The 26,491-nt window shown below is 29.1% G+C and carries 25 protein-coding genes; 23 read left to right on the top strand and 2 right to left on the bottom strand.

The features are described 5' to 3' along the window. The first annotated feature begins 49 nt into the window (after positions 1–49). From cpsA to A3I1_RS0102580, 19 genes are all read left to right on the top strand, one after another. Entirely contained in the window at positions 50–1,519 is a 1,470-nt protein-coding gene (gene cpsA, locus A3I1_RS0102670) for an LCP family glycopolymer transferase CpsA (RefSeq protein WP_018369785.1), read from the top strand. Then, positions 1,520–2,251, top strand: coding sequence for a capsular polysaccharide biosynthesis protein Cps4B (gene cps4B, locus A3I1_RS0102665; protein ID WP_018369784.1), 732 nt, complete (start codon positions 1,520–1,522; stop codon positions 2,249–2,251). Between the two features lie 8 nt (positions 2,252–2,259). Beyond that, the gene (locus tag A3I1_RS0102660; RefSeq protein WP_018369783.1) at positions 2,260–2,952 is read left to right on the top strand and encodes a Wzz/FepE/Etk N-terminal domain-containing protein; all 693 of its coding nucleotides are present in this window, start codon (positions 2,260–2,262) and stop codon (positions 2,950–2,952) included. 9 nt (positions 2,953–2,961) lie between these two features. Next, on the top strand, positions 2,962–3,690 hold the full coding sequence (locus A3I1_RS0102655; RefSeq protein WP_018369782.1) for a tyrosine-protein kinase: 729 nt from the start codon (positions 2,962–2,964) through the stop codon (positions 3,688–3,690). A 12-nt stretch (positions 3,691–3,702) separates the two neighbouring features. Beyond that, positions 3,703–5,085 carry a sugar transferase gene (locus A3I1_RS08345; RefSeq protein ID WP_018369781.1) on the top strand — a complete coding sequence of 461 codons (1,383 nt, stop codon included), beginning with the start codon at positions 3,703–3,705 and terminating at the stop codon, positions 5,083–5,085. Positions 5,086–5,124: 39 nt separating this feature from the next. Then, positions 5,125–6,573 (top strand): flippase, encoded by a 1,449-nt coding sequence (locus tag A3I1_RS0102645; protein ID WP_018369780.1) that lies wholly within the window; start codon positions 5,125–5,127, stop codon positions 6,571–6,573. A gap of 11 nt (positions 6,574–6,584) precedes the next feature. Continuing rightward, positions 6,585–7,694, top strand: coding sequence for a UDP-galactopyranose mutase (gene glf / locus A3I1_RS0102640; RefSeq protein ID WP_018369779.1), 1,110 nt, complete (start codon positions 6,585–6,587; stop codon positions 7,692–7,694). A gap of 8 nt (positions 7,695–7,702) precedes the next feature. Beyond that, a complete protein-coding gene (locus A3I1_RS0102635; RefSeq protein WP_018369778.1) occupies positions 7,703–8,494 on the top strand; it encodes a DUF4422 domain-containing protein in 792 nt (263 codons plus the stop codon). An 8-nt stretch (positions 8,495–8,502) separates the two neighbouring features. Beyond that, positions 8,503–9,300 (top strand): LicD family protein, encoded by a 798-nt coding sequence (locus A3I1_RS0102630; protein WP_018369777.1) that lies wholly within the window; start codon positions 8,503–8,505, stop codon positions 9,298–9,300. Between the two features lie 48 nt (positions 9,301–9,348). Beyond that, a complete protein-coding gene (locus A3I1_RS0102625; protein ID WP_018369776.1) occupies positions 9,349–10,362 on the top strand; it encodes a glycosyltransferase family 2 protein in 1,014 nt (337 codons plus the stop codon). 28 nt (positions 10,363–10,390) lie between these two features. Beyond that, positions 10,391–11,206: a LicD family protein gene (locus tag A3I1_RS0102620; RefSeq protein ID WP_018369775.1), complete on the top strand. Its 816-nt coding sequence runs from the start codon at positions 10,391–10,393 to the stop codon at positions 11,204–11,206. 9 nt (positions 11,207–11,215) lie between these two features. Further along, entirely contained in the window at positions 11,216–12,418 is a 1,203-nt protein-coding gene (locus A3I1_RS0102615) for a hypothetical protein (protein WP_018369774.1), read from the top strand. Then, positions 12,419–13,126: an IspD/TarI family cytidylyltransferase gene (locus tag A3I1_RS0102610; RefSeq protein WP_018369773.1), complete on the top strand. Its 708-nt coding sequence runs from the start codon at positions 12,419–12,421 to the stop codon at positions 13,124–13,126. Position 13,127: 1 nt separating this feature from the next. Next, positions 13,128–14,156: a zinc-binding dehydrogenase gene (locus A3I1_RS0102605; RefSeq protein ID WP_018369772.1), complete on the top strand. Its 1,029-nt coding sequence runs from the start codon at positions 13,128–13,130 to the stop codon at positions 14,154–14,156. 1 nt (position 14,157) lies between these two features. Further along, the gene (locus tag A3I1_RS0102600; RefSeq protein ID WP_018369771.1) at positions 14,158–15,159 is read left to right on the top strand and encodes an acyltransferase; all 1,002 of its coding nucleotides are present in this window, start codon (positions 14,158–14,160) and stop codon (positions 15,157–15,159) included. A 671-nt stretch (positions 15,160–15,830) separates the two neighbouring features. After that, entirely contained in the window at positions 15,831–16,361 is a 531-nt protein-coding gene (locus tag A3I1_RS0102595; RefSeq protein WP_018369770.1) for a YehR family lipoprotein, read from the top strand. Positions 16,362–16,569: 208 nt separating this feature from the next. Further along, complete coding sequence (locus A3I1_RS0102590) at positions 16,570–17,067, top strand: DUF1307 domain-containing protein (protein WP_018369769.1); 498 nt, start codon at positions 16,570–16,572, stop codon at positions 17,065–17,067. Between the two features lie 150 nt (positions 17,068–17,217). Next, complete coding sequence (locus A3I1_RS0102585; RefSeq protein WP_018369768.1) at positions 17,218–17,586, top strand: hypothetical protein; 369 nt, start codon at positions 17,218–17,220, stop codon at positions 17,584–17,586. A gap of 59 nt (positions 17,587–17,645) precedes the next feature. Continuing rightward, positions 17,646–19,559: an ABC-F family ATP-binding cassette domain-containing protein gene (locus A3I1_RS0102580; RefSeq protein ID WP_018369767.1), complete on the top strand. Its 1,914-nt coding sequence runs from the start codon at positions 17,646–17,648 to the stop codon at positions 19,557–19,559. A gap of 170 nt (positions 19,560–19,729) precedes the next feature. Here the strand turns inward: A3I1_RS0102580 and gatD are convergent, their stop codons facing one another. Beyond that, on the bottom strand, positions 19,730–20,518 hold the full coding sequence (gatD, locus tag A3I1_RS0102575; protein WP_018369766.1) for a lipid II isoglutaminyl synthase subunit GatD: 789 nt from the start codon (positions 20,516–20,518) through the stop codon (positions 19,730–19,732). After that, positions 20,518–21,861 carry a lipid II isoglutaminyl synthase subunit MurT gene (gene murT / locus A3I1_RS0102570; protein ID WP_018369765.1) on the bottom strand — a complete coding sequence of 448 codons (1,344 nt, stop codon included), beginning with the start codon at positions 21,859–21,861 and terminating at the stop codon, positions 20,518–20,520. The genes gatD and murT overlap by 1 nt, the downstream gene beginning before the upstream one ends. Positions 21,862–21,964: 103 nt before the next feature. Between murT and cdaA the strand changes: the two genes are divergently transcribed. The 4 genes from cdaA to hemW all read left to right on the top strand — a co-directional run bounded on the left by cdaA (position 21,965) and on the right by hemW (position 26,491). Further along, positions 21,965–22,822 carry a diadenylate cyclase CdaA gene (gene cdaA, locus A3I1_RS0102565; protein WP_018369764.1) on the top strand — a complete coding sequence of 286 codons (858 nt, stop codon included), beginning with the start codon at positions 21,965–21,967 and terminating at the stop codon, positions 22,820–22,822. Further along, positions 22,819–23,778, top strand: coding sequence for a CdaR family protein (locus A3I1_RS0102560; protein WP_018369763.1), 960 nt, complete (start codon positions 22,819–22,821; stop codon positions 23,776–23,778). Before cdaA ends, A3I1_RS0102560 begins: the two co-directional genes overlap by 4 nt. Before the next feature lie 53 nt (positions 23,779–23,831). Then, positions 23,832–25,181 (top strand): phosphoglucosamine mutase, encoded by a 1,350-nt coding sequence (gene glmM / locus A3I1_RS0102555; RefSeq protein ID WP_018369762.1) that lies wholly within the window; start codon positions 23,832–23,834, stop codon positions 25,179–25,181. Between the two features lie 179 nt (positions 25,182–25,360). Next, entirely contained in the window at positions 25,361–26,491 is a 1,131-nt protein-coding gene (gene hemW / locus A3I1_RS0102550; protein WP_018369761.1) for a radical SAM family heme chaperone HemW, read from the top strand.

Genomic DNA, 26,491 nt, shown 5'->3' with positions numbered 1-26,491 from the left:
ATTTATGCTACAATAAAAAGGAAAATTTCGTATAGACGAGGTAGAAAAAATGTCTTATAGTTCTAGAAGAACTAAACAATCATCTCCTAAAAAATTAGATTTTTTACAAGTAGTTAATAGTATTTTACTAGCCATTTATTTTTTGGTAAGTGGGCTATTTCTTTTTAATTTGTTTAAGTATGGTTTTTTAAATGTACGATATATCAATATTTTAGTTGTTGTGAGTCTGATTTTATTTTTTATAATTAGCCTCTTTTTAATTATCAAAAATAAAACGAAAATTTTTACATTATTATTCTTATTGTTTTTGAACATTACTTCAATTATTGGACTTTATACTACTCATTCAACTATTGATATTTCTAGTAAATTAAATAAGACAGCAAGCTACTCAGAGATAGAGATGAGTGTTGTTGTTCCAAAAGATAGTGATATTACTGATGTTTCACAACTAGAAAATATCATGGCACCACTTGATAATGACCAATCAAATATTGAAGCTTTAATTGAAAATATTGAGATTGAAAAAAATAAAAAACTCTTAGTTGATACAGTTGATTCTTATGAAACAGCTTATGAAAAGCTTATGGCAGGTGAACATTCTGCAATGGTGATGAGTACAGCTTATAATAGTTTACTTGAAATAAAGCATGATAATTACTATGATAATCTCAAAACGATTTACACATATAAAATTGTAAAAAAATTAGAAAAACCACAAGCACTTAATACAAATGTTGATGCCTTTAACATTTATATTAGTGGCATTGACACTTACGGTTCTATTTCTTCGGTATCACGTTCTGATGTTAATATCATTATGACGGTAAATAGAAAAACCAATAAAGTATTACTTACTACAACACCTAGAGATGCTTATGTGCAAATACCTGATGGTGGGAATAATCAATATGATAAGCTAACCCATGCTGGTATTTATGGTGTTGAGGCATCAATTCATACTCTTGAAAATCTTTATGATATTAAGATTGATTACTATGCTAGGATAAATTTCACTTCTTTTCTTAAATTGATCGACCTTCTTGGTGGGATTGAAGTAGAAAACGACCAAGCTTTTACAAGTCATATTGGAGGCTATGATTTTCCAATTGGTAAAATTCAAATGAATTCGGAATTAGCTTTTGCTTTTGTTAGAGAACGTTATTCATTAGCTAATGGTGATAAAGATAGAGGTAGAAATCAAACCAAGGTTATCGCTGCAATTATTGATAAACTAACTTCTGTTAATGCTATTTCTAACTACAATGATATCATCAATGGAATTAGTGACTCAGTACAAACAGATATGCCGCTTTCAACCATGCTGGCATTGGCAAATGATCAGCTAAGTACTGGTGGAAAATACAAGATTTTATCACAATTAGTTGATGGTAGAGGCTCAACTGGTGAATTGCCATCATATGCAATGCCTTCAGCGAGTTTATATATGTTAACGCTTGATGATAATAGTTTGGAAAATGCTAAAATAGCCATAAAAGACACAATGGAGGGAAGATAAATGATTGATGTTCATTCACACATCATTTTTGATGTCGATGATGGCCCCTCAACACTTGATGAGAGTATTTCACTTTTAAAAATGGCTTACTCACAAGGTGTCAGAAAAATTGTCGCAACATCTCACCGTAGAAAAGGAATGTTTGAAACATCTGAAGAAAAAATTTTTAGAAATTTTCAGATTGTTAAAGAAACGATGAAAAAAATTCTTCCTAATTTAGAACTCTACTACGGCGGTGAACTTTATTATTCATCTGATATTCAAAAAGGTTTGGAGGAAAAAAGAGTTCCAACATTAAACAATTCACGTTTTGCTCTGATTGAATTTAGCTCAGCAACGCCTTGGACAGAGATTCACTCGGCATTAACCAATGTTCTAATGTTGGGGATAACACCTCTAGTGGCACATATTGAACGCTATAATGCTCTTGAATTTGATGAAAAAAGAGTAACTGAGATTATCAATATGGGCTGTTATACACAAATTAATAGTTCAAATGTTTTGAAGCCCAGGTTATTTGGTGACAAGTATAAAATTCATAAGAAAAGAGCCAAATTCTTCTTAGAAAAAGACTTGGTTCACTGTGTCGCAAGTGATATGCACAACACTAATATACGGCCACCTTACATGAAAGAGGCTTATGCCCAGATTAATAAGGATTTTGGTAAAGATAAGGCTGATGACTTATTTATTATCAATCCAGAGACATTACTAGTAGATAATTATATTTAGGAGGAAAAATGGAAAAGAAAGATAATGGTCAGATTGAAATCGATATTTTATTTCTGATTAGAAAAATTTGGAGTAGAAAATTTTTAATTTTACTGGTGGCATCACTATTAGCAACGATTATGTTAGTGGTTAATATCTTCTTGATTAAACCCACTTATACATCAACAACACGTATTTATGTTGTTAATCAAAAATCTGATGCAAGTATCACAACACAAGACTTACAGGCTGGAGATTATCTTGTAAAAGACTATAGAGAAATAATTGTGTCAAATAGTGTCCTTTCTGATGTGGTTGAAAAAGAAAACTTAGGCTATTCAGAAGGAGTATTATCTAAGAAGATTTCAATTAATATACCAAATAATACTCGTATTATTTCTATTTCGGCTAGCGATGAGAACCCCCAAGAGGCTAGCAATTTAGCCAATTCTATTCGTGAAGTAGCAGCTCAAAAAATTAAAGAAGTTACTAAAGTTGAGGATGTAACAGTATTAGAAGTAGCTAAACCTTCAAGCACACCATCATCTCCGAAAGTCAAACGTAATACCATGATGGCATTTTTAGCTGGTGGTTTCTTAGCAATAATGATTATTTTAGCCATTGAACTGCTTGATGATCGAGTGAAACGCCCAGAAGATATTGAAGAAGTTCTCGGAATGACACTTCTTGGAGTTATTCCTTCGGTAGATAAGTTGAAATAGGAGTAGAACATGGCACAGTTAGAATTAGTAAGACAAAAAGCATTGTTGATTAAGAAAACAGAAGAATACTATAATTCTATTCGTACAAACATTCAGTTTAGTGGGAATGATATTAAAACGCTTGTTATCACTTCTGTTCAACCTAACGAAGGAAAAAGTACGACTTCTGTTAATTTAGCTATATCAATGGCTCGCTCAGGCTATAAAACGCTTTTAATTGATGCAGATACAAGAAATTCTGTCATGTCAGGGACATTTAAGGCAAAGTCTAAAATACGTGGCTTGACAAACTATTTATCCGGTCATTGTGAGTTGTCAGAAATAATTTGTGATACTAACGTGGAAAATCTTATGGTTATTACTGCTGGACAAGTTCCACCCAATCCAACTAGTTTATTACAAAATAAAAATTTCTCACAATTAATGGAATTGTCTCGTTCTGTATATGATTATATTATTATTGACTCACCACCGATAGGCCTTGTTATTGATGCTGCTATTATTGCTCAAAAATCTGATGCCAGTATCATTGTAACAGAAGCTGGCACAGTCAAAAGACGCTTTATTCAAAAAGCAAAAGAACAAATGGAACAAAGTGGTGCACAATTTTTAGGAATTATCTTAAATAAAGTTGATTTTTCTCATGAGCAATATGGTGCCTATGGCAGTTATGGTACGTATGGAAATTATGGCTCTAACGAAAATAAAGTTGAAAAAAAAAGAAAAAATAGAACATAAAGGAGCGGTAAAATGTATAGCGAATCATCAAAGAAAAATTTATTCTATTTAATAGGTGATTTCAGTTCTTTATATTTTTCTTTCTTTATCATTTTATTTGCTAATATTGATATTCCATTTAATAATAAACTTATTTTTGTAATAACAGTTACATTGTCGGGGCTTTGGTTACTATTTAATAATAAATCATTTTATAATTATCACACTTTAAATGGTATAAAAAAAATAAAAATTTCTTTTGAAATTTCCTTTATAACAAATATGTGCTTTCTTTTAATATCATTTTTAAGTTATTATTTTACAAAAGATTATTTTTATACTATTCGTGTTGATCATTTAATATTAAAAATTATTATTCTATGGCTCATTAATTTATTTTTTAGAGAAATTGCTAGTTACATTGAAAAAAAATCTATATCTGAAAAAAAGAATGTTATTTTACTAATTAATAAAAATAAAAACCATATCCCAAGTGAATATTTAATACAACATGGCTATAAAGTATTAGGGTATATGTCAACTAAAGAGAAAGTTTCAAAAAATAATCATAATTCTATTAAAGAAAACGTTAAATTAAATCAGTTTCTTGCTCATAATGTTATTCATGAAGTGATTGTTGATTTTGAAGCTAGAGATTATTTCATGTCGGAGTACAATTATTTTTGTGAAATTGGAATTCCAGTATCTATGATAATGACTAACCGTTTAGAAAATGATTTTTCAAGTATTATTGTTGATAGTCTTGGTGAAGATATTGTAGTGACATCTGCCTTAAATTATGTTGATTTTAGAATGTTACTTCTAAAGAGGTTTTTTGATATCATTATTTCTATATTTGGCCTGTTTTTAACTTTTATTGTCGCTATCATTATTTACCCAATTGTTCAAAGCCAGTCTAAGGGTCCTCTTTTATTTAAACAAAAACGAGTTGGAAAAAATGGTGAAATTTTTGAAATGTATAAGTTCAGAAGTATGTATCTTGATGCTGAGAAACATAAAAGTGAGCTGTTAAGAAAAAATGAGTTAAAAACTGATTTAATGTTTAAATTAGAAAATGATCCAAGAATTTTCCCTTTCGGTCACAAGTTAAGAATATGGTCAATTGATGAGTTGCCACAATTTATCAATGTTCTTCGAGGTGATATGTCAATTGTTGGAACTAGACCACCAACAATTGAGGAATATCAGAAATATGATCTTCATCATTTTAAACGATTACTTGTAAAACCAGGGATTACCGGAATGTGGCAAGTTAATGGTCGTAGTGATATAAAGAATTTTGAAGAAGTTGTTAAATTAGATATGACATATATCAATAATTGGTCAATATGGCTAGATTTAAAGATTTTTCTAAAAACTTTTGATGTTGTTTTGAGAAAAAAAGGAAGTAAATGATCTTTACTATTTAATAAAGAAATATTATGTGGAGGTAAAATGAATAAGTATAAATCAGTTAGATTTAATTTTCTTATGAATTTTATACTGACTATTTCAAATTTTATATTCCCGTTATTAACTTTTCCTTATGCTTCTAGAGTATTGATGGCTAGTGGTGTAGGAACTGTGTCCTTTGCAATGTCAATTATTTCTTATTTTAGTATGATTGGAATGCTTGGAATTCCTACATATGGTATTAGAGCATCTGCAAAAGTAAGAGATGATAAAGAAAAACTTGAAAAAATTGTCCAAGAAATAGTTATTATTAATATGTCTGTTATGTTTTTTGCGATAGTTGCATTGGCAATTACAGTCTTATCAGTTGAGAGGCTTAGAGACGAAAAATTATTATATTTAATTATGTCTTCAACATTATTATTTAATGTCCTTGGTGTTGATTGGCTGTACAAAGCATTAGAAAAATATACCTACATTACAATTCGATCAGTTATTTTCAAATTACTATCGCTAATATTATTATTTCTATTTATCAAAAATCCTGAAGATTATATTTTATATGGGGCAATTACAGTTTTTGCAGGTGTTGGTTCTAATTTAATGAACTTTATTAATTTAAGAAAATTAATAAAGTTAAAGCCTATGAAAAATTTAGCCTTTAAACATCATATTAAACCAATTTTCACATTTTTTTTGTTAACTGTTTCTACTACTATCTACTTAAATGTTAATACAACTTTACTTGGTTTTATGAGAAATGATGAAGCAGTAGGCTATTATTCAGCTGCTGTTAAAGTTAAACAGATCTTGGTTAGTATTGTAACCTCTTTAGGTGTTGTTTTATTACCTCGATTATCATTTTTTTATGAAAAGGGTGAACTAGAAAAATTTAATAAATTAACGCAAAAAGCTTTAAATTTTATTCTCTTAATCTCACTTCCATTAATGAGTTTTTTCATTATTGTTGCCAAAGAAATTATTATTTTTTTAGCAGGACCATCATTTTTTCCTTCAGTGTTTGTGATGCAAATTATCATGCCAACCATTCTTTTGATTGGTTTATCAAATCTTATGGGAATACAAATTCTGGTTCCCTCAAACAGAGAAAATCTAGTTGTTATTTCTACAATTTTCGGAGCTATTGTTGATATTATTGTAAATGTTTTTACCATTCCACTTTGGGGAGTAGCAGGAGCTGGTATTGCTAGTACATTGGCTGAACTGACAGTTGTTTGTGTTCAGTTATTCTTTTTAAAATCGTTTATTTTTCCAATTTTTAAAAGAATTAAAATCAACAAAATTATTATTAGTAATCTTATTGCTTTGATAATAACTTTTTTCTTAAAAAACTTTTTAACAGTTGATAATTTTTTCATTCTAGTTATTAGTTCAATTATTTTCTTTAGTGTTTATGTTCTTTGTCTTTTAATTTTTAAAGAAGAATTTTCTTTTGATTTATCTAAGTCATTATTGTCAAAATTAAGATAGGAGTTTATTTCATGAAACAGTACGATTATTTAGTTGTTGGTTCTGGATTATTTGGTTCGGTTTTTGCCTATGAAGCTGCTTTAAGAGGTAAAAAAGTTAAAGTAATCGAAAAAAGAAATCATATTTCTGGGAATATTTTTACAGAAAATATAGAAAACATTAATGTCCATCAATATGGTGCTCATATTTTTCATACATCTGATAAAAAAATATGGGATTATGTTAATCAATTTGCTTCCTTTAATCGGTATACTAATGCACCTATTGCTAATTTTAAAGGTGAAATCTATAATCTTCCTTTCAATATGAATACTTTTAATAAACTGTGGGGTGTTATAACTCCAAAAGAAGCTAAAGCCAAAATTGATGAGCAAAGAAGCAGTATTAAAGGTAAAATTCCTAGAAATTTAGAAGAACAAGCAATATCATTAGTTGGTACTGATATATACCAAAAATTAATTAAATCTTATACTGAAAAGCAATGGGGAAAATCTTGTGAGGATCTTCCAGCTTTCATTATACGGAGATTACCAGTTAGGTTCACTTATGATAATAACTACTTTAATGATATTTATCAAGGAATTCCAATTGGTGGGTATACACAAATTATTGAGAAAATGTTATCTCATGAAAACATTGATGTTGAAATAAATGTTGATTTTTTTGCTAGAAAAAATTTTTACTTAAGTAATTTTCCAAAAATTGTTTTTACGGGAATGATAGATGAATTTTTTGATTATCAATATGGTGCTTTAGAGTATAGAAGTTTAAATTTTGAGTCTGAAGTCTTAGATTTAGATAATTATCAAGGAAATGCGGTAGTTAATTATACTGATAGTGAAACACCCTATACAAGAATTATTGAACACAAACATTTTGAGTTTGGAACACAGGAAAAAACTATTATTACTAAGGAGTATTCTAAGACTTGGAAAAAGGGTGACGAGCCTTATTATCCTATTAATGATGAAAAAAATAATCATTTATTTATGGCTTATAAAAAGTTGGCATCTAAACAAAAAAATGTTATTTTTGGTGGAAGATTAGGGCACTATCGTTATTATGATATGCATCAAGTAATAGCTGCTGCTCTTCAGTGTGTTGTAAATGAATTTAAATAGGAGTGCTAATGGATAAGGTTAAAATAGTTATAGCAACGCATAAAAAACATCCAATGCCTAAAGATAGTGACTTATATGTTCCAATTCACGTTGGAAAACAAGGCAAAGATAGTTTAGGTTATCAAGGTGACGATACAGGAGACAATGTTTCTCAATTAAACCCTTATTATTCAGAACTTACAGCATTATATTGGGCTTGGAAAAATTTAGACTATGATTATTTAGGTTTAGTCCATTATAGAAGATATTTTACATTGAAAAAAATAAAATTTTCTGATAATACAGATATTAATAGTATTATTCTTTCACATTCGGATATTAATAATTTACTATCTAAATACGATATGATTTTGCCTAAAAAGCAAAACTATTATATTGAGACACTTTATTCTCATTATTCTAACACATTTGATAAAACGCACTTAGATTTGTCACGTCAATTGATTAGTGAATTTTTTCCAAACTATCTTAATTCTTTTGATAAAGTAATGAAACAAAAATCTGGCCATATGTTTAATATGTTTATCATGAAAAAAGAACATATTGATAATTATTTAACATGGTTATTTTCCATTTTGGAGAAGTTGATGTTGACCATCGATACTACCAATATGACTTTCTTTGAAAAACGTTTATTTGGTCGTGTTAGTGAAATTTTATTTAATGTTTGGCTGGATTATCATCAAATATCCTATAAAGAAGTTAATGTTATTTACACTTCAAAAGTTAATTATTTTAAAAAAGCATATGGTTTTTTGATGGCTAAATTCTTTAAAAGAAAATATAAAGAGAGTTTTTAGGTAAATGGATGAATAATAATATTAAATTAGTACAATCTATTGAACTTGAAATGCTTAAAGAGTTCCATGAGATTTCAAAAAAATTAAATATTAGATATTATGCTTTAGGAGGAACTTTATTAGGGGCAGTTAGGCACTCTGGTTTTATTCCATGGGATGATGATATTGATATAGGAATCCCAAGAGAGGATTATGAAAAATTTATTCAACTAGCACCGAAAAAATTATCGAAACATATCATTATTAAGCCTAATCCTCTAAATTTAAATATTCTACAATTAGTTAATACTAATACTAAAATAAAAATAGGTGATATTGAAACAGGAGTATTTATTGATATTTTTCCACTTGATGGCTATCCTGAAACATTTGTAAAAAGATTTTTACATTCAAAAAAAATTATCTTACTTCGTATGCTTGCAAAATTATCTGTTATCAATCTGCTAATTGAAAGGGATAGAGGTATGCTAGAAAACACTATTTTTAAAATAGCAAAGATAACAAATATTAATAGAATTTTATCAAGTGAAAAAATATTATCTAAATTACATGAAACTATTAAAAAATATTCCTTTGAAAAATCATCATTAGTGGGTAATATTCTTGGACGTTACAGAAATCGTGAAATTGTTTTAAAAAATATTCTAGGAACCCCACAATTGATTAAGTTTGAATGTATTGATATTTATGCTCCTGAGAAAGCTGATTGTTATTTAAAACAAATATATGATGACTACATGATAATTCCTGATTTAATAGAACAAAAAGGACATGATATAGAAATTATTTGTATTAAAAAATCATAATAGATATCAGTAATTTAAAATAGAATCAAAGGATAGGAAGAATAAATAATGACAAAAAAAATCTTAACAATTTCCATAGCTGCTTATAATGTTGAAAATTATATAAAAACAACCTTAGAGAGTTTAGTGACTTCTAAAGTTATTGATGATTTGGAGATTTTTGTGATTGATGATGGAGGCAATGATAACACATTTTCAATTGCAAAAAAATATCAAGAGCAGTTTCCAAACAGTGTAATTCCAGTCCATAAAGAAAATGGAGGATATGGTACGACAGTTAATTATAGTATTGAAAATTCTAGTGCTAAGTACTTTAAGTTACTTGATGGAGATGATTGGTTTCAAACAGATGAGTTGGAAGCATTTATTGAGCATCTAAAATATACCGATTCAGATGTTGTTGTCACACCTTTTTTAAGAGGTCGTTCTCTAACGGATATGGAAAAAATTGACTATTCTAGTGATTTTCCAGAAAAAGAAATATTAGAAATTAGTCAATTAAGAGTTAGACGTATGATTGGTATGTGGGCGTTAACTTATAAAACTGAGATCTTAAAAAAATCTCATTTAAAATTACCTGCTCATATGTTTTATACAGATCAATTGTATAGCTTATTTCCTTTTGCTTATGCCAAAACGATTGAATACGTCAATAATACAATTTATTTTTATCGTCTTGATAGAGAAGGTCAAAGTGTTAGTACTGCTTCAAGAATAAAAAATATGGATATGATTTTTTCTATTTTCAGAATTCTTTCGCACTTTACTAAAGAAAATCAAAAAAATTCTAATTATTACTATATTTTGCATAGAGTAACAGGATATTATATTGGTACATTGAAAACTATTTTATTATTACCTATTGATAATCATTCAAGACTGCTTTTAAAAAAATATGACAATGAAATAAAAACCATTTCTACTGATATATATAATAATGTAACAAGGTTTGGAAAATTTGGTACATTTATCAAAGTATTAAGGTTGACAAACTATACTTTTTTATGGATACTTAAATTATTTTTTCCAGCAGGCTATCCTAAATGGCGTTATTGGCATTAAAATACTATTAAAATAAAGGATAACTATGATGAGACAAATGCTTACTTTAAAAGAAATACAACAATACGAATTAAATATGCTTAAAGCATTCGTCTCTTTTTGTGAGACACATTCATTGAGATATTTTTTAGCTGGTGGAACATTGCTTGGCGCTATAAGGCATAATGGTTTTATACCGTGGGATGATGATATTGATATTTTAATGCCTAGAATTGATTATGAGCAATTTTTAAAACTACATGATATATTTGAAAAAGAAACAGTTTATAGAGTTGCTTCGAATCGTTTAAACAACCTCAATCAACCTTTTTGTAAACTTTTTGACACAAGAGTTTTTGCCGAAAATAATTTTACTTATGATAAAAACGAAAGACATCTTTGGATTGATATTTTACCATTAGATGGTTTACCTGCTGACGATAAAAAAGTTAAGAAAATTTATAAAATCCTTGGAATTGCTAGAATGCTTTTGAGAATTCAAAAAGCTAAAGCTAATACTGGGAAAACACCCATGAAAAGATTTTTAAAAAAATTTATTAAATGGCCATTAAAATTAATTGGAATGTCAAGATTAGTTCGTTTTATTGATCACTATTCTCAAAGATATTCTGTAGCATCGAGTAAATTTGTTGGAGCAGTAGCCATGGGATTGTATGGTTCTCGTGAAAAAATGCCCAAAGAAAGCTACTTACAAGCTGTTAAGGTTAATTTTGAAGGTTTGGAAGTAAATGCTCCTTCGTCTTGGTCATACTATTTAACATCCATTTACGGGGATTATATGACACCACCGCCAATTAGTGAACAAAACGGCCACTTTTTGAAAGCTTGGATTGAAGTTGAATAAGAGGTAGTAATGAAAATTGTTATAAAAAAATTAAATTTTAATGAACTAATCGCCATAATTTCTTTTATTGTATTTTTGGTAAGCTCACTTTTAAGCACGAGTTTTTACTACCAATATTTTATTGATTTTCATAAATATATTATTGTTTCTTCTGTTTCTTTATTATTTATTAAAGAATTTAGTTCAAAATACGACTTTAGAAAATTATTTAGTATTTTGATAATTATTGTTATTCTTTCAATAACAATTTTAAAAAGCTCTGGTATCAATCAGTTACTATTTCCAATTTCATTTATCTATATATATTATCTAAAGGATTTATCGTTTGAAAAGATCTCTAAAATTACATTTATTATTAGTTTAACGACTTTGATTTTTATTATATTGAGTAGTAAACTTGGTATTATTACCGATTATATAGTTTCTGACACTATTAGAACAAGACATTTTTTAGGTTTTAGATATGCTCTGTTTCCATCAACGATAATGACAAACATTACACTTTTATTTGTTTATTTTAAAAAAAATGCAATAAAATACTATCAACTAGTTTTACTATTTTTTATAAATTATTGGATTTTTAATCAAACAAATTCTAGATTAACTTTTTATACATCAATTTTAATTCTAATTTTCTCTCTATTTTTGAAGATATTTCCAAATTTTTCAGGAAAAATTGGGAAACTTTCAGTTTTCTTGATACCATCTTTTATTATTTCTTTCTTTACAAGTTTCTTATTATCTTATAACTATAACGCAATCGTTGAATGGCAATTTAATTTAAATAGCTTTCTTGGTCAAAGATTAATATTAGGCTATAATTCTCTTAACAGATATGGTTTTTCTTTATTTGGTAAAAGAGTGAGTTGGGTTGGTAATGGTTTAGATGCTTTTGGTAACACACAAACAGATCCATATTCTTATGTTGATAGTTTGTATATTCAAATTTTACAACGCTATGGAATCATTGTGACATTCTTATTTATTCTACTATTAACAGTGCTCTTATATATTCTTTATCAAAAAAAAGAATACTACTTAATTGTTATTTTTTCTATCATTGCTGTTCATGGAATCATTGATGATTTAGTGTTAATGCTCCATTATAATACGTTTTGGTTGCTTTTAGGAGCATTAATCAATAAAAATTATGAAGTGAATGATGGAGATTATAGTTTCATAGCATTAAAAAAAGGAAGTGAGGTATTATAAATGATTTACGCTGGAATTTTAGCAGGTGGAAAAGGAACTCGAATGGGTTTACAAGATATGCCTAAGCAATTTCTTGAACTAGGTAGTAAGCCTATTTTGATACATACCATTGAAAAATTTATTTTAGTTAAAGAGATTAATAAAATTGTTATTGGAGTCCATCCAGATTGGATTATTTATACTGAAGATTTAATAAAGAAATATCTATCACCATTTATAGAAAAAATAGTCATTGCTCCAGGTGGAAGTAATCGTAATGACACAATTACTAATATTATTACTAAAATTAAAACAGAGTTTTCTTCAAACGATGATGACATTATCATTACTCATGATTCTGTTAGACCATTTGTTTCTTTGAAAACTATTAAAGAGAATATTTGGTTAGCAAATAATTATGATGCTATTGACACTGTTGTTGAAGCAGTAGATACAATTGTTGAAAGTAAAGATAAGGAATCAATTTCTAATATACCTGAACGTCAATATCTTTATCTTGGTCAAACGCCTCAAACATTTAAAATGAGTGATTTTATGTCTTTTTATAATGCATTAAGCGAAAATGATAAAGAAATATTAACTGATGCGTGTAAAATCTTCACTATTAATGGTAAAAAAGTTGGTCTCGCTAAGGGAGATTATTCTAATATTAAAATTACCACAATTACAGATTTGAAAATTGCAAGAAGTATGATTGAGGACAACTAATATGTTAAATCAAATTTATCAACTGATTAAACCCAAAAATCTTTCTATAAAATATGAAGAAATTGATATTAATAGTTCACATAATATTATTGTCAAACCTAATTTTATGGCAATTTGTCATGCAGATCAAAGATATTATCAAGGAAGAAGAGATCCGAAAATTTTGGCTAAAAAATTACCTATGGCTCCTATTCACGAGGCAACAGGTATAGTTGTAGCTGATCCTACCGGAACTTATGAACCTGGTCAAAAAGTTGCTATGATACCTAACCAACCACCAAAAAATATTGAAAAAGACAATATTTTTTTTGAAAATTATCTTTCAGAAAGTTATTTTCTATCAAGTGGAAATGATGGTTTTATGCAAGAAGTTATTTCTTTACCTCTTGATAGAGTAGTACCTTATGAAAATATATCTGATGAAGTAGCAGCTTTATCGGAATTTACAAGTGTTAGTATGCATTCTATTGCTCGTTTTGATAAAATTGCTCATTCTAAACGAGATAGTGTTGTTATTGTTGGTGATGGTAGTTTAGCTTATGTTGTTGCAACATCATTACATTATACATACCCAGATATGAAGATTACTGTCATTGGTCGTAATCCTGAAAAACTAAGAATGTTTAACTTTATTGAAAACACTTTTATGAGTAATGAAGTACCGGAAAGTCTAAAATTTGACCATGGATTTGAATGCGCTGGTGGACAAGGAAGTGAGAGTGCCATAAATGATATTATAGATTATCTTAATCCCCAAGGAACTATTATGATAATGGGAGTAAGTGAAAATAAGGTTTCAATCAATACAAGAGATGTTTTAGAAAAAGGGATAACTATTGTTGGTTCTTCAAGATCAGGAAGAAAAGATTTTGAACAAGCTATTGAAATGATTAGTGATAAACAAATTCAAAGTAGGCTTAAAAACATTATTTTTTTAGAAGAGGATGTAAAGACTATAAGTGATATTCATAAGGTATTTGCCACCGATTTATCTACACCCTTTAAAACAGTGTTTAAGTGGGATATATAATATGAAATCACGTATTGTTAGCCTTGACATTATTAAACTGCTTGCTAGTATCTGTGTTTTATTGTTACATGTTTCTTTTAAAAGTTTTACTATTCAATCTGACTTTAGTATTAATGAATATATTTATTATATAGGTACAGTAGGAATTCCCTTATTCTTTATAACGAATGGTTACTTTTTATTAAATAAAGAGAAGATAACCATTCGTTATATTTTAAAGAAAATCGTATCAATTTTATTTATTACTTCTTTTTGGTCTCTCTTATTTTATCTAGTACGACAACGATTCACTGATAATCTCTTATTAGAAATTATCACTTCATTTGTACAAAAAGGTTATTTTTTTCAATTTTGGTTTTTCGGAGCACTAATAGTTATTTATATTAGTTTACCCATATTAAAAAGGATTGTAAGATCTTTAAAAATTCATATTTTTTTAGTAATGTTATTTTTAGTAATTGGATCATTTATTCAATTGTTTAATCTTGTTAGTGGTGCTAAACCAGTTCAAATGTTTATTATACAAACTTTCAGATTTTGGACTTGGTATTCTTATTATCTTATTGGTGGTCTTATTGGTAGAAAAGAGATTCAAAATTTTTTAACGAAAAAAGTCACAAAGTTATTTAAATTTCTTACATTAACATTATTTATGTTCATGCCATTTTTATTATCTTTTATTTCTAAATATTATCATGGCATAGTTTATGCTGAATATTATTATGATTCTTTTTTTGTAAAACTAGTTGCTACAATGATTTTTTTATGTTTTTTATCTACATCTATTAGTAATAAATATAAATTATTACTCAGTACTTTTTCTTCTTTAACAGTGGGTGTTTTTATTATTCATTATCATATATTGAATTTTTTAACAAGATTTCTTGATTTTTCAGATAGTCTAATTAATTTTATTGGCCTTTTTTTAGTGATATTTTTAAGTTTTCTAATTTCTTTTTTAATTTCAAAAATACCATTTTTAGAAAAAATAATCAGATTATAAAATATTGTAAAGTAAAATAAATTATTAGAACTTAGCTGTATACTTTTGTCGATGATGTGAAACTAAAAGATAAAAAATGGATAATACGTATGCAATTAATATCAATTTATTTGGTATAATTTTTTGTTTTGTCTTTGAAGTTGTCTAGTCTATTAAGGCGATAAAAAGTTAATTAGGAAATCATTATATTCCTGTAAACACTGAGAGATAATATAACTTAATGAGTTTAAAGTAGAATTGTGTTGAACAATGTTCTCATTCTACTTGATTGCTAGCTTGCCATTAGATTTTAGTGAAACATAAATGTCTAACTAGTTTTTTCTTGCACTTTTGACTTGTCGAATTGTTTATTAAATTTCATAAGAGAGTAATTTGAGATTTTGTATCTTTTAAAAATAAAGTTGATAGAGCATAATTACTGTAATTTTTCTCATTGTGATAGTGAGTTCCAATAGTCTGAGATAAAAAACAAATGGTATGTGAATATTTGACATGAGAAAATCCTTCTCCGAGTAGTTGATTCAAAATTCATCATATTTAGATGTTTATTTTTTGTAGTTTGACTTACTTAAATCGTAATCATGAAAATTTTGCCTACCAATACAGGTTATCGTTGTTTAATTGCGGATAAAGAGTTATAATGATGGTATCAAATTATTTAGGAGACCATTATGAAAAAAAGAAATTTAATTTTTAGCTTATTATTAATGTTAAGCTTAGTTATTTTAGCAGCGTGTGGTAAAGGCATAAATCAAAATGATTCTAATAAAGAAAAGTCAGTTTCCTATTTCCAAAGTTCACAACCTGGTATTGATATCCGAATGACATTTTATTATGATGAAAAAAAAGATATTGTTTTAAAACAAGAAACAAATACACAACTCTCTTATGCAGCTATTGGTGTTTCAACTGCTGAGGAAGCAAAAAAATATTTAAATCCAATCACTAGTCAATATGAAGGGATTGATGGTGTTACAGATCAGATTGAATACGGTGAAGAACATGTTGTTGAATATTTAGTCATGGATTATGAGAAAATTGATTTAAAAGATCTTGCTAATATTCCAGGTTTACTTTCTAGTAATTTTGAAGATCCTGAATATATTAGTTACAAACAAACTTTAGAATTTCTTAAAAAAAGTAAATTTAAAGAAGTTAAAGATGGTAAATTCAAAGAATTCCAACCACTTAATCAAAACTAAGATAAAAGAATTGCTATTGATAAGAATTTCTTATTAATAGCTTTTTCATTATTATCTATTTAAAAACTAAAAAGAATTTTTTGCGATTTGTCCAATTAAAATTAAGGGGGTAAGAAAACAAATATAAGCATTTATAAGTGATGGTAATTGTAATTGGTTGCTTTATTTTCATTAAATCTGTATAATATAAAACGAAAAGGAGTAAACAATGAGAAAAAAACATATTATTATTACTTTGGTGATGTCGGCTCTACTGGTTGTTTTAGTGGCTTGTGGTGGTAAATCAAATGCTATTGAAAGTGTTTCTTATCAAAATATTCAAGAAGGTGTAGATAATCGCATTACATATTATTATAAAAAAGGGACTGATGAAATTATTAAACAAGAGGCCTTCACAGAAATGTCATATAGTTTTCTTGGTGTAAAAGATGCTGAAGCTGCTAAGGAAACTCTTGAACAGTTAACTAGTATGTACGAAGGTGTTAAAGGAGTGACTGAAAAAATAGAATTTGGTAAAAAATCATTAACGCAAACTATAACGTTAGATTATACCGAGGCAAGCTTTGCAGATCTTTCTCAAATACCAGGTATTGAATCAATTAACCTAGAATATTCTGATTACATTAGTCTTGAAAAATCGATTCAGCTTATTGAAAAACAAGATTTTAAAGAAATTAAAAATGGTAAATTTAAAGAATTGAAATAATAAAAAAGTGGCTTAGCCACTTTTTTTGTAAGTCTCCAAATAAGGTAATTGATTGCATTTGGTTATTATTTTTTATAAAATAAAAGAATGTGTTATCCAATGATAATGATAATGATTTCTTAGCTAATATTAAAAGGAGTGACATTAACAATGCTATTTAAGATATTTAAGAAATTTCCCGAGCAAGTTTTTTTATTCTTATTTAATACCGGAGTTTTTAGCTGGTTAAAAATTAGTAGTCAATCAATTCTTGAGAATCTTGGTATTGAATCACCTACTATTATGTCCAAGCTTCCAAAATTTATCCGTACTTTTACAGGAGATGATTTAGAAAATTTTAAAGCATTTATTCAAGGTTCTCCTTGGATTTGGCTTTTTGTTTCAATGGGTATACTTATAATAATTCGATTTGTTAAAGGATTGATTAAATTTTTCTTATTTATAGCTATTATTTTGATTGGAATTTATTTTTTGATAAAAAACCAAGACTTGATTAATCTATTTGTATCCAAGTTTTAAAATTATTTAAATCTTATCTTTTATGCCCATTTTGAGGGCTTTTTTGTTACAATATTAATATGATTATTTTACAAGGAAACAAGTTAGAACGCTCTTTTGCAGGAGACATTTTATTTCGTAACATTAACATTCAAGTAGATGAACGAGATCGTATTGCCTTAGTTGGTCGAAATGGTGCAGGTAAATCAACACTTCTTAAACTGTTAGTAGGTGAAGAAAAACCTAATCTTGGTCAAATAAGTAAGAAAAAAGATCTTTCTTTGTCATACCTCGCACAAGATAGTCAAATTAATTCACAAAATAAAATCTATGAAGAGATGCTTCTCGTTTTTCAAGACTTACGTCAAATAGAAAAAAAGCTTCGCCGAATGGAAGAAGAAATGGGAAATCTTTCAAACGATAGCTTAGATAAACTGATGTCTGATTATGATCAGTTATCAGAATATTTTAAGCAACAAGGTGGCTTTACTTATGAAGCCAACATTCGTTCCATTTTAAATGGTTTTAAATTTGATGAAAGCATGTGGCAAATGCCTATAGCTACTTTATCTGGAGGTCAAAAGACTAGGTTAGCTCTTGCAAAAATGCTTTTAGAAAAACCTGAACTTTTAATTCTTGATGAACCAACCAACCATTTAGATATTGAAACGGTTTCATGGTTAGAAAATTATCTTGTTAATTATCCTGGTGCTCTAATTATTGTTAGTCACGATAGGTATTTTTTAGATAAAGTTACTAAGACAACGCTTGATTTGACTTCTGAATCACTTGATAAATATGATGGAAATTATTCAAGTTTTGTTGAACAAAAAGCTCAAAAATTAGCCATTCAAGAAAAATTATTTGAAAAACAAGCCAAGGAGATCGCCTCTCTTGAAGATTTTATTAAACGAAATATAGTAAGAGCATCAACAACTAAACGTGCCCAATCTAGGCGTAAGAAATTAGAAAAAATGGAACGTCTTGATAAGCCAGTCACCCAAACAAAATCAGCTAATATGACCTTTTATTCTGAAAAAACGTCTGGAAATGTTGTTTTAACAATTTCAGATGCTACTATAGGTTATAGTGATAAAACTTTAGCAAAGTCAATCAATCTTAATATTAGAAAACATGATGCTATTGCAGTTGTCGGTCCAAATGGTATTGGTAAATCTACATTAATAAAATCTATTATTGGCGATGTTCCATTAATTAATGGAAATGTAAGATTTGGAGCTAATGTTGAGACTGGTTATTACGATCAAACACAATCTCGGCTAACACCATCAAATACTGTTCTTGAAGAGTTATGGAGTGCTTTTCCGACAACAGCTGAAGTTTACATAAGAAATCGACTAGGAGCCTTTCTTTTTTCAGGAGATGATGTTAAAAAAACGGTTTCCGTCTTATCAGGAGGTGAAAAAGCAAGACTTTTACTGGCTAAACTATCAATGGAAAATAATAATTTTCTCTTATTAGATGAACCTACTAATCATCTTGATATTGATAGTAAAGAAGTTCTTGAAAATGCACTCATCGATTATGATGGCACATTAATATTTGTTAGCCATGACCGTTATTTTATTAATCGTGTTGCAAATAAAGTTCTTGAAATTTCTGAATTAGGAAGTACTCTTTATCTCGGTGATTATGATTATTATCTTTCTAAGAAAATGAAAGAAAAAGAACATGCTAGTTTTGATGATTCTAAACAAATTGCAAATCAACAGTCAGAAAAAACGGACTATCAGTTTCAAAAAACAAACCAAAAAGAATTACGTAAACTATCTCGTCAACTAACAGAATTTGAAAATATTTTAGAAGAAATTGATGAGTTGATTTCATCGATTGAGTCTGAAATGGGTGAAACAAATGATGCAGAAAGTCTTATCTCTCTTCAAGAAAAATTAGATATTCAATTAGCAAAGCAAACTGATGTGATGACAAAATGGGAAGAAATTGCTAAAAAACTTGAAAATTTTGACAATTAATAAGAAATATTTCATAAAAAATGAAATACACCTCAAAAATTAGACATAAAGTCTAGTAATTGAGGTGTTTTTTTATTAAATAAAAAGATTGAGCCTTATCGAATCAAAAGGACAATCTTTTCAATAAATTAGGTTCTTTAACTATTGGATGAAAAATTTTCCAAGTTTTATTATACTTCAAAGTCAGCTTTATTTTTAATATCCTGAAATTCTTCGGATGTTTCTAGAAAAAGAATGTCGCTATACTTTTTCAAATGAACATCTTTTCCATACTTATTTTTTAATGCGGTTGAAATAAGACGATACGCTAATTTAGCATTTCGTGATAAGATTGGCCCATGAAAATAACTACCGTAAACATTTTTATAGTGTACACCCTCAGTACCATCTTCTTTATTGTTACCATGACCATAAATAACTTTTCCAAGAGGTTTTTCGTCTTCGGATAAAAAGGTTCTCCCTTGATGGTTTTCAAAACCATAGTATGTTTCATTGAATTCTTCATTATGAATTTTAATATCACCGATGAAACGGTTATTTTTTTGATTCAGGGTGTAGTGATTCATGACACCAATTCCATCAATTTTTTCCCCATTAGCTTGGATATAATATTGTCCAAGAAGTTGAAAACCACCACAAATGGCTAATAAAACTTTATTTTCCTGAATAAATCGATTGATTTCTTTAGCCTTAGGAGGTATGTCTTTGGCTACAATTGCTTGTTCATAATCTTGGCCACCACCAAAAAAAACAATATCATACTCATCAGCATTAAAATCATCTCCTAAAGAAACAATATCAAACTGCATTCTTGCCTCTAATTTTTCTCCGACATATTTTAGCATCAAAATATTGCCATTATCACCATAAGTATTTAGTAAATCACCATAAAGATGGGCAACTTTTAAGGCATAGGTATAGTTTTTATCATCAGGGGATTCAATTGTTCTATAAACCATTATTTCATCTCCTTTTGCACAGCTTTTTTATTGGCTAATAATTCTCTAAATTCAAGCATTGCAGTATAAGTTGCTAAAATATAAGCATGTTTTGTTTCTTGATTCTCGAGATTTGTGATAAGTTCTTCAAGAGAGGGCACTGAAGTTATTTTATTTTCAGGGAAACCTGTTACTCGCAAGCGTCTGGCAATTTCAGAATATCTGATTCCACCTGCATAAATTTTTGGAATTGACATCTCAATTATTGTTTCAAAATTAGCATCCCAAATCCAACTAGTATCAATACCATCGGCATAGTTTGCATTAAGAAGAACCGAAAGAGTAAAAGGATAAGGTGCTAATTTAATCATTTCTAGGGCTTGACTAGCCCCAACTGGATTTTTAATTAAAACGAGTGTACAAGAGGTATTACCGATTTTAAAAGTTTCTTGACGACCAAATACTGCCTTACTTTTTTCAAATCCTTGTTTTATTTTTTCTGCTGGTATTTCAAGAAATTTTGCAACAGAAACAGCGGCAAGTGCATTATAAATATTGTACAATCCACCAACATTATTTTTATAACGTTGATCATCAATAACAAATTCTGAATACGTATTGGTTATCCTTGTTAATTCAGTAAGAGCATAGTCAAGTTTTGGACGACTAAAAGCACAGTTTTCACAGATATAATCTCCAAGATTAGCATATGTGTTAAGTTTGAATTTTAAAATATGTTGACATCTCGGACACAAGATTCCTTCAGTATTGTAGTGAGCTAGTCTTGGCTCATGTTTATCAGTCTCAAAACCATAATATTTTATCGGATTAACAATCTTCTTGGAACTAAAAAGAGGACTGTCTCCATTTGCTATAATGGTTGCTTTGGGTGCTTTTTTTGTACCATCAAGAATCATTTGATAAGTGGTATAAATTTCGCCATAGCGATCCATTTGATCACGAAAAATATTGGTGAATACAAACAAACTAGGTGTTAAATAATCTGTTACTTTTGAAAGACTAGCTTCATCAATTTCTAAAACAGCAATTTTTTTTCCTGACTTACTTTTTTTGGCACTCAAAAAAGTAGAGGTGATACCTGTAATCATGTTAGCACCACTAGTGTTGGTAATCACTTCTCCAAAAGTTTCTTTTAAGATTCCAACCGTTAAAGCAGTAGTGACGGTTTTACCATTGGTACCTGTCACTACAATCACCTCATAATCACTAACCAATGTTTTTAGAATATCTTTATCAAAATAAAGAGCTAATTTACCAGGTAAAGTAGAGCCTCTTCCTAATCTATTTAAAATATATTTACTTGTTATTCCTGCAGTTAATCCTGCTAATGTTTTTAGTTTCATTCTTATATTTTATCATAAAATTTAGCATTACTATAAAGAAAAAAACTTTAAAAAATGGTATAATAGAAAAAAATTAAAAAAGTTTAGATTGAAAGAAGGTTACATGAGTAATTTATTTAATATTGATGCTAATTTTTGGAAGTCACTTTTTGATAATCCAATTACCATCTTCATTAATCTTGTTGACATCCTTATTGTATCATGGTTGATTTATCGTTTTATCAAAGCTCTTGCAGGAACTAAAGTAATGTCTTTGGTGCAAGGGGCTGTTTTATTTGTTGTCATAAGATTTATTTCAGGATTGCTAGGTTTTACAACACTTACTTACTTGATGAACCAGGTTATAACTTATGGTGTAATTGCTGGAGTAATTATTTTCGCACCAGAAATTAGGTCAGGACTTGAGCGTTTTGGAAGAACACCTCAATCCTTTATTCAAACACAGACATTAACAAATGAAGAAAAGTTGATAACTGCTTTAGTTAAAGCTGTTAAATATATGAGTCCTCGTAAGATTGGAGCTTTGATTTCAATTGAAAATACGCAAGGGCTTAGAGAGTACATTTCAACAGGAATTCCACTTGATGCCGATGTTTCTAGTCAATTATTGATTAACATCTTTATTCCAAACACTCCTCTTCATGATGGAGCGGTTATTATCAGTGGAAATAAAGTTGCTGCAGCTTCTTGTTATTTACCCTTAACAGAATCAAAGGATATATCAAAAGAATTTGGAACAAGACATAGAGCAGCTCTTGGTTTATCAGAACGCTCTGATGCCTTGACGGTTATTGTTTCAGAGGAGACAGGGGCAATATCTTTTGCCTATAAAGAAAGACTTGTCCATGATTTATCTTTAGACAAATTTGATAAAGAATTACATGCCGTTCTTTCGCCAAAAGCCAAAAAGAAACATTTTGGTTTTAATTGGACAAAACTCTTTGGAGGTAAGAAATTATGATGAAGCGATTTTTAGTAAAAAAAATTAGCCTTATGCTTGCATCTGTTTTCTTTGCATTTTTCTTATTTCTGACTGCGAAATCAAGTAATTATAATAGCACTACTTCGCAAATTAATCGTGTTACTGAAACCTACACACATACTCTTGAGAATATTCCTATTGATATTAAATATGATAGTGACGAATATTTTATTAGTGGTTATTCTTATGAAGTTGAGGTTTATCTTACATCAACCAATCGTGTTAAGCTGGATTCAGAAATTAACCCCTCAACAAGAAATTTTCAGGTTGTTGCCGATTTGAGTAATCTTGGTGTAGGACAAACAAAAGTACCATTAGTTATAAAAGAAATGCCTTCTGAGGTAACTGGACAAGTATCACCAGCAACAATGGAAGTTACAATAGGAAAAAAAGAAACTAAAAAATTTGATGTGATACCAACCATTAAAAACGAACAATTGGTTGAAGGTTATGAATTAAAAAATATAAAAACAGATGTCAAAAAAGTTGAGGTCACTAGTGATGAGGCAACTATTGGCCAAATAGATCATGTTATAGCTTCTTTTCCCGATGACTACAAACTGTCAGATGATTTAGAAGAAAATGTTATCTTACAGGCTGTTTCGGAAAATGGCACTATTTTACCGAGCAAGATAGATCCTGTTAGTGCAAAATTATCTGTTGAGTTAAAAAGACTCAGTAAAACAGTTCCAGTTGTTATTGAATTAACGGGTACTATTGATAATAGTCTAAAAAATATTCGTTATGAGCTTGAAAGTAGTGAAGCTTTGATTTTTGGATCACAGGAAAATTTGGATAGCACATCAGAAATTAGAGTTCAAGTCGATATCTCAAATGTTAAGAAAAATACTATTCGTACAATTGAATTACTAGCTGATAATGTTTCAGTAGTTCCAGAAACAATGAAGTTAACCTTAACAGTTGAGAAAAAATAGAAACTTTAAAAGAAATAGACAAAAGGAGGATAGTGAGAAATCACTAGATAATTATGGGAAAATATTTTGGAACAGATGGTGTTCGTGGAGAGGCTAATATTGAATTAACACCTGAATTAGCTTTTAAATTAGGTCGGTTCGGGGGCTATGTTTTGAGTCAACATGAACAAAAAATTCCTAAGGTCTTGGTTGCTAGGGATACTCGTATTTCTGGTGAAATGCTTGAAGCAGCTTTAGTGGCAGGTCTTTTATCAGTTGGAATTGAAGTATATAAATTAGGGGTTTTAGCCACACCTGCAGTTTCTCATCTTGTAAGAACAGAAGGTGCAAGTGCAGGTGTTATGATTTCAGCAAGTCACAATCCTGCTTTAGATAATGGTATTAAATTCTTTGGAAATGATGGCTTTAAATTGGATGATGAAAAAGAATTAGAGATCGAAAAATTACTTGATAAAAAAGAAGATACTCTTCCACGTCCAAGTGCAAAAGGCCTTGGAAGGCTAGTTGATTTTCCAGAAGGTATAAGAAAGTATGTGAAATTCCTTGTCTCTACAGGAACTGACTTAAACAAAATGAAAATCGCACTAGATTCGGCAAATGGATCAGCAAGCGTTTCAGCTCGACAAATCTTCTTGGATTTAAATGCTGATATTAAAATTATTGGTGAACAACCTGATGGATTAAATATTAATGATGGCGTAGGATCCACACACCCTGAAGCCCTTCAAAAACTTGTCCTAGAAAGTCAATCAGCAATTGGTTTAGCTTTTGATGGTGACAGTGATCGATTGATTGCTGTTGATGAAAAAGGAAAAATTGTTGATGGTGACAAAATCATGTATATTATTGGTAAATACCTTTTTGAAAGGGGAGAGCTAGCAAAAAATACAATTGTAACAACTGTCATGTCAAATCTTGGCTTTCATAAAGCTCTTGAGCGAGAGGATATTCATAAAGTTGTAACAGCTGTAGGAGATCGTTATGTTGTTGAAGAAATGAGAAAATCAGGATATAATTTTGGCGGAGAACAATCAGGTCACGTGATTATTATGGATTATAATACTACTGGAGACGGTCAATTGACAGCGATTCAGTTGACTAAAATCATGAAAGAAACTGGAAAATCATTATCACAATTAGCTAGTGAGGTAACCATTTTTCCACAAAAGCTTGTTAACATACGTGTTGATAATAAAATGAAGAATAAGGTAATGCAAGTTCCAGCTATTTCTGAAATTATTACAAAAATGGAAGAGGAAATGGCTGGAAATGGCCGTATTCTTGTTCGTCCTAGCGGCACCGAACCTCTTTTACGTGTGATGGCTGAAGCACCTACCCATGAAGAAGTTGACTATTATGTTGATACTATTGCGGATGTTGTTAAAGCTGAGATTGGAATTTAAAAGATAAGGCTGGTACAAAAGTACCTAGCCTTTATCCATTTATAGTCAATAGTTTAATGATAGTCTATTATTGTCATTTATTGAATTCATTCATTTCTACAAACAAAAGGAGTTAACCTCTTTTTAGAGAATAAGAGCTCAATTTCTCTTTTCTGACTTAAAAATGTTAAAATAGTTTTATGCAAAAAAAACCAACGTCAGCTTATGTCCATATTCCTTTTTGTACACAAATCTGTTATTATTGTGATTTTTCAAAAGTTTTCATCAAAAATCAACCTGTGGATGAATACTTAAAGGCTTTGATTTGTGAATTTGATTCTTATAATATTAAACAATTAAAAACATTATATATTGGTGGAGGTACGCCAACAGCTATTAAAGCCAATCAATTAGAATACTTATTACACAACCTGCAAAAGAATCTTGATCTTTCACAACTATCGGAATTTACAATAGAAGCTAATCCAGGTGATTTAACTAAAGATAAAGTGGCTGTTCTCAAAAATTCTGCAATCAATCGTGTGTCTTTGGGAGTTCAAACCTTTAATAACAAACATCTCATTCAAATTGGAAGAGGTCATAATGAGCGACAAATTTATGAAAGTATTGATATTTTAAAAAATGCTGGATTTGAAAACATTTCTATTGATCTTATCTATGCTCTTCCTAATCAGACGATGGCTGATGTAAAAGAAAATGTAAAAAAAGCTCTGGCTCTTGACATTCCTCATCTTAGTCTTTATAGCTTAATTCTTGAACATCATACCGTTTTTATGAATAAAATGCGTCGAGGAAAACTCCCATTACCAACTGAAGATTTAGAAGCAGAAATGTTTGAGTATATTATTTTTGAACTAGAAAATAATGGCTTTGAGCATTATGAAATCTCTAATTTTTCTAAACCAGAATTTCAAAGTCAGCACAATCTTATGTACTGGAACAATGATGAATATTTTGGCTTTGGAGCAGGGGCTTCAGGCTATATTGATGGCATTCGCTATAAAAATCACGGGCCCATTAGACATTACCTAAATGCTGTTAAAAATGGTTCAACAAGAGTTATAGAAGAAGTTCTCAGTCAAAAAGAAAAAATTGAAGAAGAGATGTTTTTGGGATTACGTAAAAAAACAGGAATTTCAATTGCAAGTTTTGAAAAGAAATTCAATCTCTCATTTGAAAAACAATATGGAGATGTTGTTTCTGAACTCTGTCAAAATGGTTTATTGCAGATTACTGGTGATAGAGTTAGAATGACCAAAAAAGGGTTGTTTTTAGGAGATAGTATTGCAGAGAAATTTATTTTGGAGTAA

Source organism: Streptococcus marimammalium DSM 18627, assembly GCF_000380045.1.
Lineage (GTDB): Bacteria > Bacillota > Bacilli > Lactobacillales > Streptococcaceae > Streptococcus > Streptococcus marimammalium.
Note: the sequence above shows the minus strand (reverse complement) of the source record. Positions and strands in the feature narration are given on the sequence as shown.